The 14,376-nt window shown below is 71.4% G+C and carries 12 protein-coding genes; 6 read left to right on the top strand and 6 right to left on the bottom strand.

The genetic code is table 11. The features are described from left to right. Positions 1 to 4 precede the first annotated feature (4 nt). From VF584_23885 to VF584_23900, 4 genes are all read right to left on the bottom strand, one after another. A complete protein-coding gene (locus tag VF584_23885) occupies positions 5 to 1,363 on the bottom strand; it encodes a S8 family serine peptidase (protein ID HEX8213237.1) in 1,359 nt (452 codons plus the stop codon). A gap of 411 nt (positions 1,364 to 1,774) precedes the next feature. After that, entirely contained in the window at positions 1,775 to 3,220 is a 1,446-nt protein-coding gene (locus VF584_23890) for an amidase family protein (GenBank protein HEX8213238.1), read from the bottom strand. Beyond that, entirely contained in the window at positions 3,220 to 4,524 is a 1,305-nt protein-coding gene (locus VF584_23895; GenBank protein HEX8213239.1) for an AarF/ABC1/UbiB kinase family protein, read from the bottom strand. The genes VF584_23890 and VF584_23895 overlap by 1 nt, the downstream gene beginning before the upstream one ends. Beyond that, positions 4,524 to 5,186 carry a TetR family transcriptional regulator gene (locus VF584_23900; protein ID HEX8213240.1) on the bottom strand — a complete coding sequence of 221 codons (663 nt, stop codon included), beginning with the start codon at positions 5,184 to 5,186 and terminating at the stop codon, positions 4,524 to 4,526. Before VF584_23900 ends, VF584_23895 begins: the two co-directional genes overlap by 1 nt. A 492-nt stretch (positions 5,187 to 5,678) precedes the next feature. On the opposite strand from VF584_23900, the gene VF584_23905 reads away from it, so the two are divergent. From VF584_23905 to VF584_23915, 3 genes are all read left to right on the top strand, one after another. Then, complete coding sequence (locus tag VF584_23905; protein HEX8213241.1) at positions 5,679 to 6,338, top strand: YceH family protein; 660 nt, start codon at positions 5,679 to 5,681, stop codon at positions 6,336 to 6,338. Positions 6,339 to 6,579: 241 nt separating this feature from the next. Continuing rightward, complete coding sequence (locus VF584_23910; GenBank protein HEX8213242.1) at positions 6,580 to 7,386, top strand: hypothetical protein; 807 nt, start codon at positions 6,580 to 6,582, stop codon at positions 7,384 to 7,386. After that, a complete protein-coding gene (locus VF584_23915; GenBank protein ID HEX8213243.1) occupies positions 7,292 to 9,670 on the top strand; it encodes a CHAT domain-containing protein in 2,379 nt (792 codons plus the stop codon). The genes VF584_23910 and VF584_23915 overlap by 95 nt, the downstream gene beginning before the upstream one ends. 109 nt (positions 9,671 to 9,779) lie before the next feature. Here VF584_23915 and VF584_23920 read toward each other — a convergent pair whose 3' ends face one another. Then, positions 9,780 to 10,745: a hypothetical protein gene (locus VF584_23920; GenBank protein HEX8213244.1), complete on the bottom strand. Its 966-nt coding sequence runs from the start codon at positions 10,743 to 10,745 to the stop codon at positions 9,780 to 9,782. A gap of 46 nt (positions 10,746 to 10,791) precedes the next feature. Continuing rightward, positions 10,792 to 11,574, bottom strand: coding sequence for a sigma-70 family RNA polymerase sigma factor (locus tag VF584_23925; protein HEX8213245.1), 783 nt, complete (start codon positions 11,572 to 11,574; stop codon positions 10,792 to 10,794). Between the two features lie 155 nt (positions 11,575 to 11,729). Here VF584_23925 and VF584_23930 point away from each other — a divergent pair, with 155 nt between their 5' ends. The 3 genes from VF584_23930 (at position 11,730) to VF584_23940 (ending at position 14,227) form a co-directional block, all read left to right on the top strand. Continuing rightward, complete coding sequence (locus VF584_23930) at positions 11,730 to 12,623, top strand: hypothetical protein (protein ID HEX8213246.1); 894 nt, start codon at positions 11,730 to 11,732, stop codon at positions 12,621 to 12,623. A gap of 63 nt (positions 12,624 to 12,686) precedes the next feature. Next, positions 12,687 to 13,544 carry a caspase family protein gene (locus VF584_23935; GenBank protein HEX8213247.1) on the top strand — a complete coding sequence of 286 codons (858 nt, stop codon included), beginning with the start codon at positions 12,687 to 12,689 and terminating at the stop codon, positions 13,542 to 13,544. A gap of 23 nt (positions 13,545 to 13,567) precedes the next feature. Then, positions 13,568 to 14,227: a hypothetical protein gene (locus VF584_23940; GenBank protein ID HEX8213248.1), complete on the top strand. Its 660-nt coding sequence runs from the start codon at positions 13,568 to 13,570 to the stop codon at positions 14,225 to 14,227. Positions 14,228 to 14,376: the final 149 nt, after the last annotated feature.

Consider the following 14,376-nt stretch of genomic DNA (forward strand, 5'->3'; position numbering starts at 1 on the left):
GCTCCTAAGGCGCCTGCACCAGCCCCGCACCCACACGGGACGCCGGGAGGGGGAGACGCCGGGCGGTGTCCTGCAGCCTCTGCCACAGCGCCCTGCCGCGGAGGCTGGCGGAGCTCTGCGCCCACAGCGCGGCGCACCCGGCCACGTGAGGCGTGGCCATGCTGGTGCCGCTGATGGTACGGTACCGGGCCGGCCGCAGCCATGTCGAAAAGACATCCCCTCCCGGCCCCGCGATGTCGATCTTCCCGAAGTTGGAGAACGAGGAAGGGCGGAGGTTGGAGTCGAGGGATGCCACCGACATGATGGTAGGCGAGTTGGCCGGCGCGCCCGTCGCCTGCGATGCGTTCCCGGCCGCCGCGATGATCAGCAGCCCGTTGTTCAGCGCAGCCTGCCCGGCATTCGTGTACGACGGGTGAGGTCCGCCCTGCCCGCCCAGCGACATCGAGATCACCTCGCATCGGTTTGCGACCGCCCAACGCATCCCCAACAAAACGCTTCCGTCAACGCTCATACCCGCGTTGCTCAATACCTTGCCGATGGCGATGTTGGCTCGATAGGCGATGCCGTAACGGGGAGTGGTCCCTGCGGGAGCCTGCGGGCCGCACGCCGTCCCCGTGCAGTGCGTACCGTGACCGTTGAGGTCTTGGACCGGCTGCCCTACGAATTGCTCCGCCAGCACCGGACGTCCAGCGAAGTCCGGGTGGCCGAGGTCCAGGCCGGTGTCGAGCACCGCCACCCGGATCCCCGCTCCGTTGCGCGTGCTGGGCGGGACCTTGCAGGCGATCAGCCCCCAGGTCGCACCCACCACGAGCGCATCCTCCTCCGGGAATTCGGCGCGCCGCGCCCTGACTTCTCCGAGGTCTGCGGCGATCGTCTCGGCCGCGCGCAGAAACCCGCGGAGGTACTCGTTCGGCGAGGCGCTCTCGAGGCCCGCGAAGCCGCGCAGGTACTCGGCCGGGGTGTTCGCCGCGAATACGAAGTGCTCGGGGTCGATTGACTCGACCGGACTGTCGACCGGCGTCTCTGCCATGACGGCCTGCATCCCCATCTGCCGTTCCACCGCCCCCTCCCCACCCATGATCGCGACGCCGATCTCCGGCAGGACGACGGTGTCCGCGTCGCCCGCGGCCTCGAGTGTGTCATCGTCACCGAAGTCGCGTGCGTCGGCGACACGCATGCCCTGCGCACCGAAAGACCGGATGCCTTCCTCGACTGCACCCTCCTTGAAGGTCACCAGGTATCGGCCCGTCTCCATGCTGTCGTCGCCGCGCTCCAACGCCGCGAGCAACATCGCTTCTACCGGAGAAGAAACGCCCTGCACCGAACCGACGTTGGTGGAACGGCTCCTGGGTCTCTGTACCATGATTGCCTCCCGTGCGGAGAGATGACGGTGATGTGTGCGGGTTGACGGGCCTGCGGGTGCGGCACTGCGGCCCAGTCAGACTAGATGGACATTGGCCGCAGTTTTTCCCCCGCGACGCACTCTCGCAGTACGCCGACGACCTCGCCGTGGCCAAGGTGGAGGGGAGGCTCGGAAGCGTACTTCCCGGCATCGCGGCCGCACTGGTTCCGTAGCGCCTGGGAGGTTTTCGATCGCGCTTCCCCTGGATCGCCCGGCCTGGCGGCGATGCTCACCGCGGCGCAGGACTTCTGATCAAAATGTCACGCAAAGACGCGAAGGAAAGACACGGTACCCCTTTTTTTGCGCCTTCGCGTCTTCGCGTGAAACCATTTTCTCCAATGCACGCGGATTCGTGAGAAAAGGGGTCATGCGCTAGAGCGTGGATGGGGCTCGGAAGCCGCCGAGTGCCCGTTCCACATCCGCGGCAGCATCGAGAAGCCCCATGTCGTGCCAGCGGCGGCCGACCATTTGGAAACCCACCGGCATCCCCTCTTCGTCCAGGCCGGCGGGGATGGAGACGACGGGCGCGCCCAGCACCCCGATGGCGCAGCAGTGCGCGCCGTTCGCGATGGAGTACGCAACCCTGCGCCCGTTGACGCGGATCGGTGCGCCGATGCGGCGGTGGGTGAACGCGGCGGTCGCGGCGGCGGGAAAGAGCCACCCGTCGTACGACGAGAGGAACGCCTCCGCGGCGCCGATCAGGCGGTCGCGCCGCTCCAGCGCCTTCGCATATCCGCGCATCCCGCCGCCGAGCCCGGCGACGTAGCCGCGGCTCCACGCGCTCCGGCCGTAGCGCGGCCCGAGCACGGCGCGCCACAGCATCCGGAGCGGCGCGGGCATGGCGCCGCCGACCTCCGCACCCAGGATGCGGCCCCACACGTCCAGCGCCTCCGCGAAGTCGAAGCCCGGCGGGTCGCGCTCGTCCAGCGTGTGCCCCGCCTCGCGCAGCCGTGCGGCGGCGCGTTCGATGACGCGCCGCGCGCCGTCGTCGAGCGGGAACGGGCCGAAGCTCAGCGCGAACCGCCGCGGCGCTCCATCCACGACCGGAGGCGGAGGCGGCGGAGGGGGTACCTCCCAGTCATGCCCATCCGGGCCTTCGATCAGCGGCAGCACGAGCCGCAGGTCGGCGACGCAGCGGGCGATCGGGCCGTAGCAGACGATGCGGCGAAAGGGGCGCAGCATCCCGGGAATCCCGGAGTGCCCCGTCTCCGGCACGCGGTTCTCCGTCGGCTTGAGCGCGAACACGCCGCAGAAGTGGGCGGGTACGCGGATCGACCCCGCTGCGTCGCTCCCGACGTCGAGCGGCGAGAGGCCCGCCGCCACCGCCGCCGCCGCGCCGCCGGAGCTGCCGCCCGGGGTGCGCGCGAGGTCCCACGGGTTGGAGGTGCGGCCGAAGAAAGGGCTGACGCATTGCCAGTCGTGCGCGCCCTCGGGGACGTTGGTGTGCCCCAGCACGATGGCGCCCGCCGCGACGAGGCGCTCGACCACGGCGGCGTTGCGCGCCGGCACGTTCCGCCCGCTCAGGCGGTGGCCGTAGGTGGTGCGCAGGCCGGCGACGTCGAAGGTGTCCTTGATGGTGACCGGCAGGCCGTGGAGCGCCCCCCACGATTCGCCACGGCCGAGCGCGGCATCCGCTTCGCGCGCACGAAGCCGCGCCCGCTCCGCGTCGAGCGAGACCACCGCGTTCAGCCGCCCGTTGAGTCGCGCGATCCGCTCCAGGTGCGCGGCGATGGCGACCCGCGAGCTGAGCTTGCCGGCCGCGATCTCCGCCGCGAGCCGGTGCGCGGGGAGGAGGCAGAGATCCTCGGGCGCCTCCATCAGCCGTCGAGGTAGCGGCGGACGATGCGGCTGGTGTGGACTCGCGCGCCCAGCCGGTGCAGCGTCTGGTACAGCCCGGCCTCCGCGCGCGCCAGGAAGATGTACTCCGGGAGCGCGCCCTTCGCCCGTGTCAGGCGCAGCGAGTGGGTCGTGTAGTCGCGCAGGAAGCCGGGATCGGAGAAGTCGAACGGCTCGTCGTCCCGCTCGATCTGCGGCGGGTACACGCGGCCGTAGAAGCGCTCCGCGAACTGCACCAGCGCCCGCGTGGTCGCCGCGCCGATGCGCTTGCCGTACAGCGAGTAGCGCTCGTCCAGGAGGCGGCGGAAGTCCTCGGAATCGCGCGGGCCGGGATACAAGAAGATCTTGCGGAGGTTCTCCACGAACTTCGGCGGGACGTACTTGACGCACCCGAAGTCGACCAGCCCGATCGATCCGTCGGCGCGGAAGAGGTAGTTTCCCCAGTGCGGATCGGCGTGGAAGGCCTGCATGTGGAGGAGTTGGAAGTAGTACAGCTCCAGCAGGCTGGCGCCGATGCGGTCGCGCAGCTCCTGGGGCGGATCCCTGGCCAGGAGGTCGTCAAGGTGCTCGCCGTCGAGGCGCGACATCGTCAGCACGCGCCCGCTGGAATACTCGCGGTGCACCACCGGCACGCCCACGAAGCCGAGCGGCTCCAGCCCGGTCCGAAAGAAGCCGATGTTCTCCGCCTCGCGCACGTAATCCGTCTCGGCGACGATCTGCGTCTGCAGCTCGTCCAGCAGCTCCCGGGTGACGTACCGCGAAAGCTGGGCGGGGAGTGCGATGGTGCGCAGCAGCTTGAAGTCGCTGGCGATGGCGTCGGCGATCCCCGGGTACTGGATCTTGACGGCCACGTCGTCGCCTTCCAGCGTGACCGCGCGGTGCACCTGGCCGAGCGACGCGGCCGCAAAGGGTTTCGGGTCGAACTTCGCGAACAGCTGCTCCGGGTTGCTTCCCATGCTGGTGCGGAACTGCGCCCGCACCAGCGAGGGGTGCATCCCGGGCGCCTCCATCTGCAGCCGGCCCAGCTCCTCGATCATCTCCTCGGGGAGCAGGTCCGTCTGCAGGCTCAGCATCTGGCCCAGCTTCATCGCCGGCCCGCGCAGCGCCAGGAGCCCGCCGGTCACCTGCCGCGCCGCCTGCGCATGGGTCGCGCGCAGCTTGTCGTTGCGCGCCTCCTCGCCCAGAAAGAGCCGCTGCACCATGTAGCCGATGTAGCTGCCGCTCACCCCTGCGCTCATCGCGGCCATGCGCAGCGCCCGTTTGGCCGCGCCGTCGTCGGTGGGCATCAGAGCCCGCCTTCGCGCAGGAACGTGGTTCCGAATCGCAGCGAGCGGTCCAGGAAGGCGAGGGTGTTCTGCTTGCCGGCGGAGGCGTCGTGGAGCCAGTAGAGGAGGACGCCCAGGTAGAAGATCCAGAACGCCTGCGGCGCGATCCAGCTCAGCTCGCGCGCGCGGCGCTTGGGGAGCGACTCCTCGATCAGGTCCTGCACGAAGTCCAGGTAGCGCGCCCGCAGCTCCAGCGCGCGCGGGCTCAGCGCCAGCCTGGACGACGGCCGCAGCGCGCGCACGAACGCCGCGCCGATGAAGCCTTCGTATGGCGCCAGGAACTCGATCTGGCTGTGGATCAGCGCAAAAAGCTTCTCCTCCAGCTTCGCGCCTCGGAGCGACTCGTCGGCGCGTACGGCGGCGATGGCGTGGTCCACTTCCGCTTCGAAGAAGTGGAGCGCGATGTCGTCCTTGGTCTCGAAGTAGTTGAACACCGTCCCCTCAGCGACTCCGGCGCGCGTGGCGATCTCGCGCGTCGTCGTCGCCTCGAAGCCCTTGCTCTCGAAGAGCTGCAGCGCCGCAGTCACGATGCTCTCGCGAGTCGCCTCCTTGTTGCGCGCGCGCCGACCAGGTGTCCTGGGCGCGGCCTTCTTCTTCGCCGCGGGAGTGCGGGGTTCCGCCATCGTGCCCGTCCTGTTGCGGGAGACGCGCACAAAATATGAGTGCGCTCACAAATGATTATGAGTGCACTCATGTTTTGTCAAGGAAGCTCGACTGGAGGCGGTCGTCGGCCGTTGTTGCGAAAGCGGAATTCGTGTGGGGCGGCGGCCTCGTGCGGTTTGGGATGATGGGTTCGGCGAGCGGGCAGGACACGGGCAGCCACGTGGGGCGGCCCCTACGGGTTGGGGTGCGGCGGGCGGGGGTTGGGGTGGGGCGAGGGCGGGCAGCCACGCGGGGCGGCCCCTACGGATTTGGGTGCGGCGGGCGGGGGTTGGGGTGGGGGCGAGGGAGGGCGCGATGAATCGCGCCCCTACAAAGGATTTGGAGGCGCATCCGGATGGCGGTCCGAGGGTGGTAGAGGCGCGGTGTAGTACATGCGTGGCTGCTCCAGCGAGGGGAGCGGCGACGATTGCGCCCGTGGTCCCCGACGATCTTTCGGATACAGGAGCCCGATCGTGCAGCCCCCGCTCACCGACGTCGAAGTGCGTATCCTCGGGTCGCTCCTGGAGAAGGAGGTCACGACGCCGGACAACTATCCGTTGTCGCTGAACGCGCTGCTGGCGGCGTGCAACCAGACGACCAGCCGTGAGCCGATCATGCGGCTCGACGAGGACGCGGTGGTTCCGGCGACGGTGGCGCTCCGGCGGCGCGGGCTGCTGCGGCAGATCCAGCCGGCGGGCTCGCGGGTGACCAAGTACGAGCACCTGCTGCGGGAGGAGATGGAGCTCGGCAGGCGGGAGCTGGCGGTGCTGGGCGTGCTCATCCTCCGCGGGGCGCAGACGCCGGGCGAGCTGTACGCGCGCACCGCACGGCTGGAGCCGTTCGCGGACCTCGCCGACCTGGAGGGGGTGCTGGAGTCGCTGATCGCCCGCGAGCCGGAGCCGCTCGCCGCCCGGCTCCCCCGGCGCGCGGGGCAGAAGGAGGTCCGCTTTGCGCACCTGCTGAGCGGCGACCCGCCGGCCGACACGACCCCCGACGAGCCGCCCGTTCCCACCCGGCGCGCCGCCGTGGAGGACGACCGGGTGGCGGCGCTGGAGCGGACGGTGGAGGAGCTGCGGGCGGAGGTCGCGGAGCTGCGCGCTCAGCTCGAAGCGTTCCGCGCACAGTTCCAGTAGCCGGGCTCCGCCAGGCGCGCATCTCACTCCCACATTCCCATAACTGACGCAATACGATGGCGTACGGGAGCTTACGCAGCGCCGCTGTTGACTACGCTGGCGTAGTGTGAGACAATTCCCGGCTGGCCGGCGGGCGCGAACCCGCCGTTCCCCACCTCTCGTCCATCGCCAGGCCGTCGTTTACCGGATCGGTGACGTACAGATGCCTCAGTCCCTAACGCGCCTACTGTCGAACGTACGGTTGAAGCGCTGGCACCTTGTGGTGCTGGGCGTCACGGTCGTCCTTGGGGCGGTGGTGGTGGAGGCTCGTGGAGGGCTCTCGCGCGGCCCAGTGCTGGGCGAGCTCGCGGCCGCCCGGCCCGCACGCGCCAGCTCGCCGCTCTTTTCCATCCCGGTCGAATACCGCCCTTGCTCCGTGCTGCGGGCGGAAGCGGGCGAAACGGTGCCCCGCGAGTCGTGCGGGGCGGACGCGGGCCGGCTGGGCGGCTTCGAGGCGATGGCCGTCGCGGGGGAAAGCTCCGATCCGGACTCGCTCCAGGCCTCGGCGCTCCTGGCCCTCATCGGTGAAGACGAGACGGAGCAGGCGGCCGACGCGGCGATCACCCGGCTGGCGAAGGCGCTGCGGCTCACCAGCCGGAGGGTGTCGGTGCTGGTCGACCTCTCGGGCGCGCACCTCGTCCGCGCGCAGCGCACCCAGAACCCGCGCGACCTGCTGGAAGGGCTGAACTATGCCCTGGAGGCCGTCGAGGCCGAGCCCCGGAACCGCGCCGCGCGCTTCAACGCCGCGCTCGCGCTGCAGACGCTCGGGCTGGACGAGCAGGCCGAGATCGCCTGGACGGAGTACCTGCGCATCGACGAAGGGCCGATGGGCGGACGAGGCGCGGGAGCGGCGCGGCTCCCTCGAACACCGTCCGATTCCCGAGGCGCCGCGCCCCGGCGCTCCCGAGGCGGAGGTGCGCGCGTTCGCCGCTGCGCACCCGCAGGAGGCGCGCCTTTACGGGTGGGACTCGGTGCTGGGCGACTGGGGCCGCGCGTACGAATCCAGTGACGCGGCGCGCGCCGCGCGGCTTCTAGAGCTGGCGGAGCGGCTGGGGAAGGCGCTGGAGGCGCGCCGTGGAGACGCCTCGCTCGACCACGCCGTGCGCGCGATCCGCGCGACCGGCGGAGACCCCGCAGCCACGCGCGCACTCGCCCGCGCACACCGGGCGTACGCGGCGGGGCAGCGCCTGTATCAGGGCGCCGAGCACGCCGCCGCGCGAGACTCGTTCGCCAGTATCGTGAACGCGCGGCCGCCGTCGCCCGTGCTCGCGCTCTCCGCGGAGGTGTTCCGGGGCGCCGGAGAGGTGTACGCGCGCAGATACGGCAGGGCCGATTCCGTGTTCACGGAGATCCTCCCCCGCATAGATCCCGTCCGGTATCCCGCCCTGGCCGCGCGCGCACTGTGGATGCGCGCGACGGGACTGCTCCGCGGTGGCCATCCAACCCGCGCGCGTGCCCCCTTTCAGGCCTCCGCCCGGCTGTTCGAGAGCGCGGGAGAAAGGGAGTTCATGGGAGCGATGTGGGCGATGGAAGGCGAAGCCGCCTACCGCAATCGCGACACGCTCGCCGCCTACGGCTCCATGCACCGGGGGCTGGCGGCCCTGCGCGGCTACCGCTCGTCCGTGTGGCTGCACAACGCGCTGTTCACGCTGGCGAACTGCGCCGCCACAGACCAGCTGCACCGCGCCGCGTCCGTCATCCAGGACGAGGACTTCGCCGTGGCCATGCGGGACCGCCGCCGGCCGGCGGTCGTGGAGGCCCTCCTCGGACGGGCCCGCATCCGCTCGGTACAGCGACGGTCGCCGGAGGCGGCACGCGACCTGGAGCTCGCCGCGTCTTTCGTCGCGGAGCTCCCCGCCGGGGCGGCGCGCATGTGGCTCGCGGGAACGGTGCACTTCTCCCGCCCGCTGGTGACGCCCGGCACGGCCTCGATGGCGGAGATGGACTCCGCGGTGGCGTTCTTCAGGCAGGGGAGCAACACGGCATGGTTCCTCCCCGCCCTCTTTCAGCGAGCCGACGCGCGGCTCGCGCGGGGAGAGCTGGCGGGCGCCACGGACGATCTGCGCGCGGCCACGGCCCACATCCGCGGCCTCTCGCAGAGCCTGGACGCTCCGCTGCGTGCCGCGGCGATGGAGCAGGCGCGCAGCCGGTTCGACCAGCTGGCGATGCTGCAGCTGCGCGCGGGCGACACCATCGCCGCGCTGCAGGCGGTGGAGCGCGGGCGCGTCTCGTTCGCGCCGGGCTACGCGGCATCCGCGGTGGGGGACGGCCCTCCCGCGGCCCCGCGAGGGCATGTGGCGGTGGAGTACGCCCTGATCGGCGACACGCTGCTCACCTGGACGGTGCGCGGAAGCGACGTGCGCCTGCTGCGCCAGACGGTCCGGCGCAGCCACGTCCTCGCCACCATCGAGCGGAGCGTAGGCGCGCTGGAGTCGCCCGCGCGAGCGGCGCTCGCCCGGCCGGACCTTGCGCGTCTTTACCAGCTGCTGGTGCGGCCCGTGGAGGAACGACTCCAGCCGGCCGGGACGCCGCTCGTGATCGTGGTGGACGGCGAGATCGCGGGCGTCCCCTTCAGCGCACTCGTGGACGAAAGGCGCAACCGCTACCTGGTGCAGGACTATCCGACGCGCTTCGCGGGTACCCTGGCCGAAGCGGCGCGGCCCGCACCGCCCTCCAACCGATCGGCACCCGCGCTGCTCGTGGCCGACCCCGCCTTCGACGCAGCGCAGTACCCCACGTTCGACAGGCTTCACGGCGCCCGTGCGGAGGCGGACTCGCTCCGCGCGCTGTACCGGGCCAACGTGGTGCTGCAGGGCCCGGCCGCAACGCGCGACGCCCTGCGCGACCGCGCGCCGGGGGCAGGCGTCATCCACTACGCCGGCCACGCGGTGTTCGACGACGCGCGGCCTGAGCGGTCGGCGCTGGTGCTGGCGGGGGCGGACACTACCGGGCGCCTGACCGCGGAGGCCGTGAACGCGCTCCAGCTCCGCGGTGTGCGCCTGGTGGTGCTGGCGGCGTGCCGCACGGTTCGCGCGCGTGAGGGGCGCTCGGGCGGGCTGGCGGGATTCTCAGGCGCGCTGATGGCGGCGGGCGCGGGCGGCGTGGTGGGGAGCCTGTGGGACGCGAACGACCGGCTGACGCAGCCGCTGATGCTGGCCTTCCATCGCGCGTACCGCCGCTCGGGCGATCCGGCCGCGGCGCTGCGCGAGGCCCAGCTCGAGATGCTCCGCTCGCCCGATCCCGAGCGGCGCTCCCCCGCGGCCTGGGCGGGGTTCCGGTACATCGGCGGCTGAGGCACGAAAAAGCATCACACAGAGACGCAGAGGGGCAAGGAGAGAACGGAAGAGGGGGTTTCCGTGGCTCTCCGTTGCCTCCGTGTTCTCTGTGTGATGCTTTTCGGTGTTACTCGGTCGCGAGCTCGCGGGCCAGCGCGTCGAGCGCGGGGGCGAGTGCCTCCCAGCGCGGCGGATTGGCGGAGAGCTGAAGGCGCACCTGCTTCAGCGCCGCGTCGGCCGAGGGATCCGCCTGGGTGAGGCGGCCGGCCCGGTCGAGCATCCGCCGTGTAGAGCGGTCGCGGAAGAAGGCGGCGTCCTGGCGCGCGGCGGCGAGGCCGGCGGCCTCGGTCCAGGCGCCCAGCCGCAGCGCGTCCCGGTCCAGCCGCTTCTCGATCCGCTTCGTGGCCTCACCAATTAGCGGACGCAGGTGCTCGGGGCTCCCTCCAGCGCTGTCGGCGATCTCGAGGAGCGCACCGGCGCGTCCTCCCTGCGGATCGAAGCGGGCGCCGAGCTGGGCGGCGAGCACGCGCGTGGCGGCGGCGTCACGCGCCTGCACCGCCACCGAGAGGTCCACCAGCATCGCGCCGGCACGCGCGGAGGCCGCCCGTCGCGCGCCGGGCGTAAGTGCGCGGCCCGGGTCGTCTCCGCGCGCGGAGGTCCACGGGCGCCGCTCGGTCCACCCCGCGGGGAGGCCCTGACCGCCATGCTCCAGGCGCGCGGCCAGGCGCACCGGCTCGCCGGCGGCGCGGTTCTGCAGCGCGCGGCCGCTGAACAGCGCGATCCCCGCCAGCACCGCCGCCATCGCCAGCCACTGCAGGACGGGCGCGCGCCGGCGGACTTCGCGATTGGGCTCGGAGCGGCGCGCGTCCAGCGGAATCACCGCCGGCTCGTGAACGCCCTGGACCTCCGCGGATGCAGCCGCGGCGGCGTCCTCCTCTTCCAGCTGGCGCAGGATGGCCGCAGCGCCTACGGCGACCGCGCGGTCCTCGTCGCTCTCGGCGAGGTGGACCAGCATCTCTTCCCGGCGGCGCGCGTCCATACGTCCGTCCAGGAAGGCGGCTACCCGCTTGTTCTCGCTCTCGTGATCGCTCACCGGCAACCTCCTGCCAGGGGCTCTCGACGCCCGCGGTTTCGCGTGCTCATGATTCGTCATCGTCATTAAGGAGGCCACGCACATCGTCCTGGCGCAACCCGGCGCTCTCCAGGAGCTCGAGAAGACGGGCGAGCAGGCGCGGTGCGCGACGGTACAGCGGTTTCTGATCCAGGCGCAGGGTACGCGCCACGTCTGCCAGGGTGTTCCCATCGGCGTAGCGCAGCTTCACGATCATCCGCTCTTCCGGATCGAGCTGCCGCATGGCCGCGTCCAGAGCACCCACGATCTCCGCGCGCCGGCTGTCGACTTCGGCGTCCATCACCCGGTCGTCCGCCCGCGAGTCATCCTTCCCTTCCAGCCCGGTCGCCGGCTCCTGAACCTCGGGACGCAACGGCGCGCGTACTGGTAACTGGCCGAAAAGGCGCGCAAGCTCGGCATCGGAAAGCGTGGTGCGCCCCTCCGTGCGCAGCTTCTCCCCCGCCTGCAGCAGCGTGAACCCTTCCCGGTGCACGAGCCTCTCCAGCTCGTCCGCGGGCGGCCCTAGCCGCTGGGCAGCCACCGAACCGCGCCAGCGTCCCCCCAGCTCGCGCTGGAAGTTGACCAGAAGGCGCATGATCACGGTCGAAAGGTATGTCTTGAACTCGGAGCCTCCGTCGAAGCGGCGCACGATACCATAGTCGTCCTCGATCAGCGCCATTCTCACCCGGGCGGCGAAGTCTTCGGCATCGGCGCCGTGGATGCCCTTTTTGACGCAGGCGATCGCGGCGGCCCTGTCGATGAAGGGCAGATGCTCCAGGAAGAGCGCCTCGGCGGCCTCGCGGTCAAGCATCTGCGGCCTTTTCTGCGCTGGAGCGCGGGCCGCCGGCGAAGCGGCGGGTGGGAATCGCGGGGGGCGCGTCCGACGAATGGGTGGCACCCGGAAGACAGCCGGGGCCCGTGGCAGGCGGAACGGAACGACCACCCACAGACGGGGCCGCAACGACGATGGCGTTCACTCTACGAATCACCTTCTCGGGACTCTGCCTCTTCGTGCCCGAGCGCGCCGCAGGCGGAAGCGCCGGGCGCATGCACGTGCTGATGCCCGGCATGTCCGGCCACGGCCACCACGGCGAGGACCGGCACGTGGCGGCGCTGGCGTACGACACCGGGCACCTGGCGCCCGGCGGCACCCCCACCGGCCTCACCGCCATGGCCCCGCTCACCGGCCGGCAGCTGATTCCCGTGGCCGGCGAGACGGCCAACCTGGCGCTGTGCGGCCACATCCCGGACCTGGGCGAGATCACCGGGCAGCAGGTAGATCCCGACCACCTGGGCGCCGACACGTCGAACAAGCTGGCGGCGCGCGTCACGCTGGGCGCGGGGCAGATCACGCGGGTATCGCCCGGTGTGTGCTGGGAGTGGCGCCCGGGCGAGCTCCGCCCGATCGCGAACCGCGTGGAGTGGGAGATCGCCGACGTGGAGGGAGAGCAGCTCACGCTGGTGTCGGAGCTCATCGGCGGAGGGAGCGGGCAGAAGGCGCTGGGGACCTTGTTCCCCATGAACGGCCGGGTGAATCTGATCGTGTATCACGAGCCCCCGCAAGACCTGCCGCCCGAGCCGCTCCCCGTGGAGCACCAGCCGGTGCCCCCGCGCGGCTTCACGCCGCCGCACTTCGCCGCCTTCTACGGCCTCTTCAGCGGCCCGGTGCCCACCCTGCTCCCGAGGTACCGGGGACCGGCGAGCGAGGCGCCGCCGCTCGCCAACGCGTGCGCGACCATTCCCCCCGAGATGGGCGGGCTTCCGTTCACCTGCCTGGTCGCCGGCTCGGGCGGCGGCGACGGCGGCGGGGGCGACGATGGCGCGGGGGGCGGAGGCACCGGGGGCAGCGGGGGGGACTGATTCGCACGACAACATGGCGCCGCCGCACCCGCGGCGGCGCCCGTACCCACGCCGGAGACAGGCATGGCACGTGGCATAGCGATCCACATCGGAGTGAACCAGCCAGCCTCGAACCGCCAGTGCCGGCTGTCGCAGAGCGAAGACAACGCGTGGAAGATGGCGGAGCTCTCGCATCAGGCGGGGTATCGCGCCATCCACCTGCTGTGCGGCGAGGAAGCCACCCGCGAGGCCGTCCACGGCCTCCTCTCGGCGGCCGCCAATGCGCTGAAGCCCGACGACACCCTCTTCGTCTCCTTCTCCGGCCACGGCTCGCAGGTGGGCGACGCGAACCGCGATGAGCGGGACGGATTGGACGAGACGTGGTGCCTGTACGACGCCGACCTCGTCGACGACGAGCTCATGGACGTATGGAGGGCGGCGAAGGCCGGAAGGCGCGTACTGGTGGTGAGCGAGAGCTGCTTCGCGGGCGGGATGCGCTACGCCGACGGCGCGGTGGCCGAGCATTCCGCGCCATCACGCCCTCCTGTATACCGCTCCGGCGGCCCGGTGATGCGGGGGGTGAAGCAGTACGCGCAGGAGGTGCCGTCGTCGTGCATCTCGCGGGCGCCGCTCGACGCGGAAGGCATTGAGGCCAGCGTGCTGTTGATGGCCGGCGCCGGCGAAGGGCAGAGGGCGCGCGAGGGGCTCTACCTCCGCCACCTGCTGAAGCTCTGGAACGGTGGAGCGTTCCGCGGAAGCTTCTGCGAGCTGCACCGGCAGCTTTGCGAGACCGTGCGCCACGAGAACCCCGCGCAGGAGCCGCAGATCATCATGCTGGGCAACGCCGACCCCGACTTCCCGCTGCAGACGGCGTTTCACCTGGACGTCCCGGCGATGCGCACCGGCGGAGCCCCGGTGATGCGGGGCGGGACGCGCGGCTGATACGGTTCACCGGGAAGACACCGATGCAAGAAAACGTCGAAGCGCTGTTCCTGGCGTCGGACCCGTTCCGCGAGGGCGCGTCGCTGCGGCTCCACACGGAGGTGCGCGGGGTCGAGCGCGCCATCCGCAGGGGCCGCGCGCGCGACCGGGTGAAGCTGGTGCCCTGCTTCGCGCCGCGCACCCGCGACCTCCAGGAGGCGCTGCTGCTGCACGACCCCCGGATCGTGCACTTCGCCGGACCTGGCGACGGGCGCGGCGTCATCTACCTGGCCGACGCGTACGGGCGGCGGGGCGTCGTGGAGAAGGAGGCGCTGGCGAAGCTGTTCGGAATATTGAGCGAGTGGATCAAGGTCGTGATCCTGAACGGATACCCCACGCTTCCCGTCGTCGAGGCCCTCAGCGACGTCGTGGACTACGCCATCGGGATGGACCAGCCCCTCAGCGACGCATCCGCGATCGTCTTCGCCGAGGCGTTCTACGGCGCGTTGGGGATGGGAAAGACGGTGCAGGCGTCGTTCGAGCTCGCCGCCAGCCGGCTGGAGAGCGAGGCGCACGCCGCGTCCGCGATCCCCGTGCTGCGCATCCGCACCGGCGTGGACCCGACGGTGCCGCTCGTCGCGCTCGCCGGCTCCCCTGCCTCGCCGGAGACCGCAAGGCGATGGAGCCGCCCGGCGGCACGCTGAACGTCCCCGCATCCGTCTCTCTCTGAACGCCCGCCCCCCCCACATACACAACGACTTGAATCGGCAGCAGAGCACCGGCAGGCCGCGTGATTCTGCTGCCGCTGTTCTGCACGTCCGGCACTCACGATCTCGAGCGATTCGTCTTACGC

Source organism: Longimicrobium sp. (assembly GCA_036389135.1).
Lineage (GTDB): Bacteria > Gemmatimonadota > Gemmatimonadetes > Longimicrobiales > Longimicrobiaceae > Longimicrobium.

Excerpts from the sequence above, each read along its gene's own strand:
- VF584_23890 (HEX8213238.1), bottom strand. The coding sequence starts at position 3,220 with ATGGAGGCGCCCGAGGATCTCTGCCTCCTCCCCGCGCACCGGCTCGCG.
- VF584_23940 (HEX8213248.1), top strand. The coding sequence starts at position 13,568 with ATGCAAGAAAACGTCGAAGCGCTGTTCCTGGCGTCGGACCCGTTCCGC.
- VF584_23925 (HEX8213245.1), bottom strand. The coding sequence starts at position 11,574 with ATGCTTGACCGCGAGGCCGCCGAGGCGCTCTTCCTGGAGCATCTGCCC.
- VF584_23895 (HEX8213239.1), bottom strand. The coding sequence starts at position 4,524 with ATGCCCACCGACGACGGCGCGGCCAAACGGGCGCTGCGCATGGCCGCG.
- VF584_23935 (HEX8213247.1), top strand. The coding sequence starts at position 12,687 with ATGGCACGTGGCATAGCGATCCACATCGGAGTGAACCAGCCAGCCTCG.
- VF584_23900 (HEX8213240.1), bottom strand. The coding sequence starts at position 5,186 with ATGGCGGAACCCCGCACTCCCGCGGCGAAGAAGAAGGCCGCGCCCAGG.
- VF584_23930 (HEX8213246.1), top strand. The coding sequence starts at position 11,730 with ATGGCGTTCACTCTACGAATCACCTTCTCGGGACTCTGCCTCTTCGTG.
- VF584_23885 (HEX8213237.1), bottom strand. The coding sequence starts at position 1,363 with ATGGTACAGAGACCCAGGAGCCGTTCCACCAACGTCGGTTCGGTGCAG.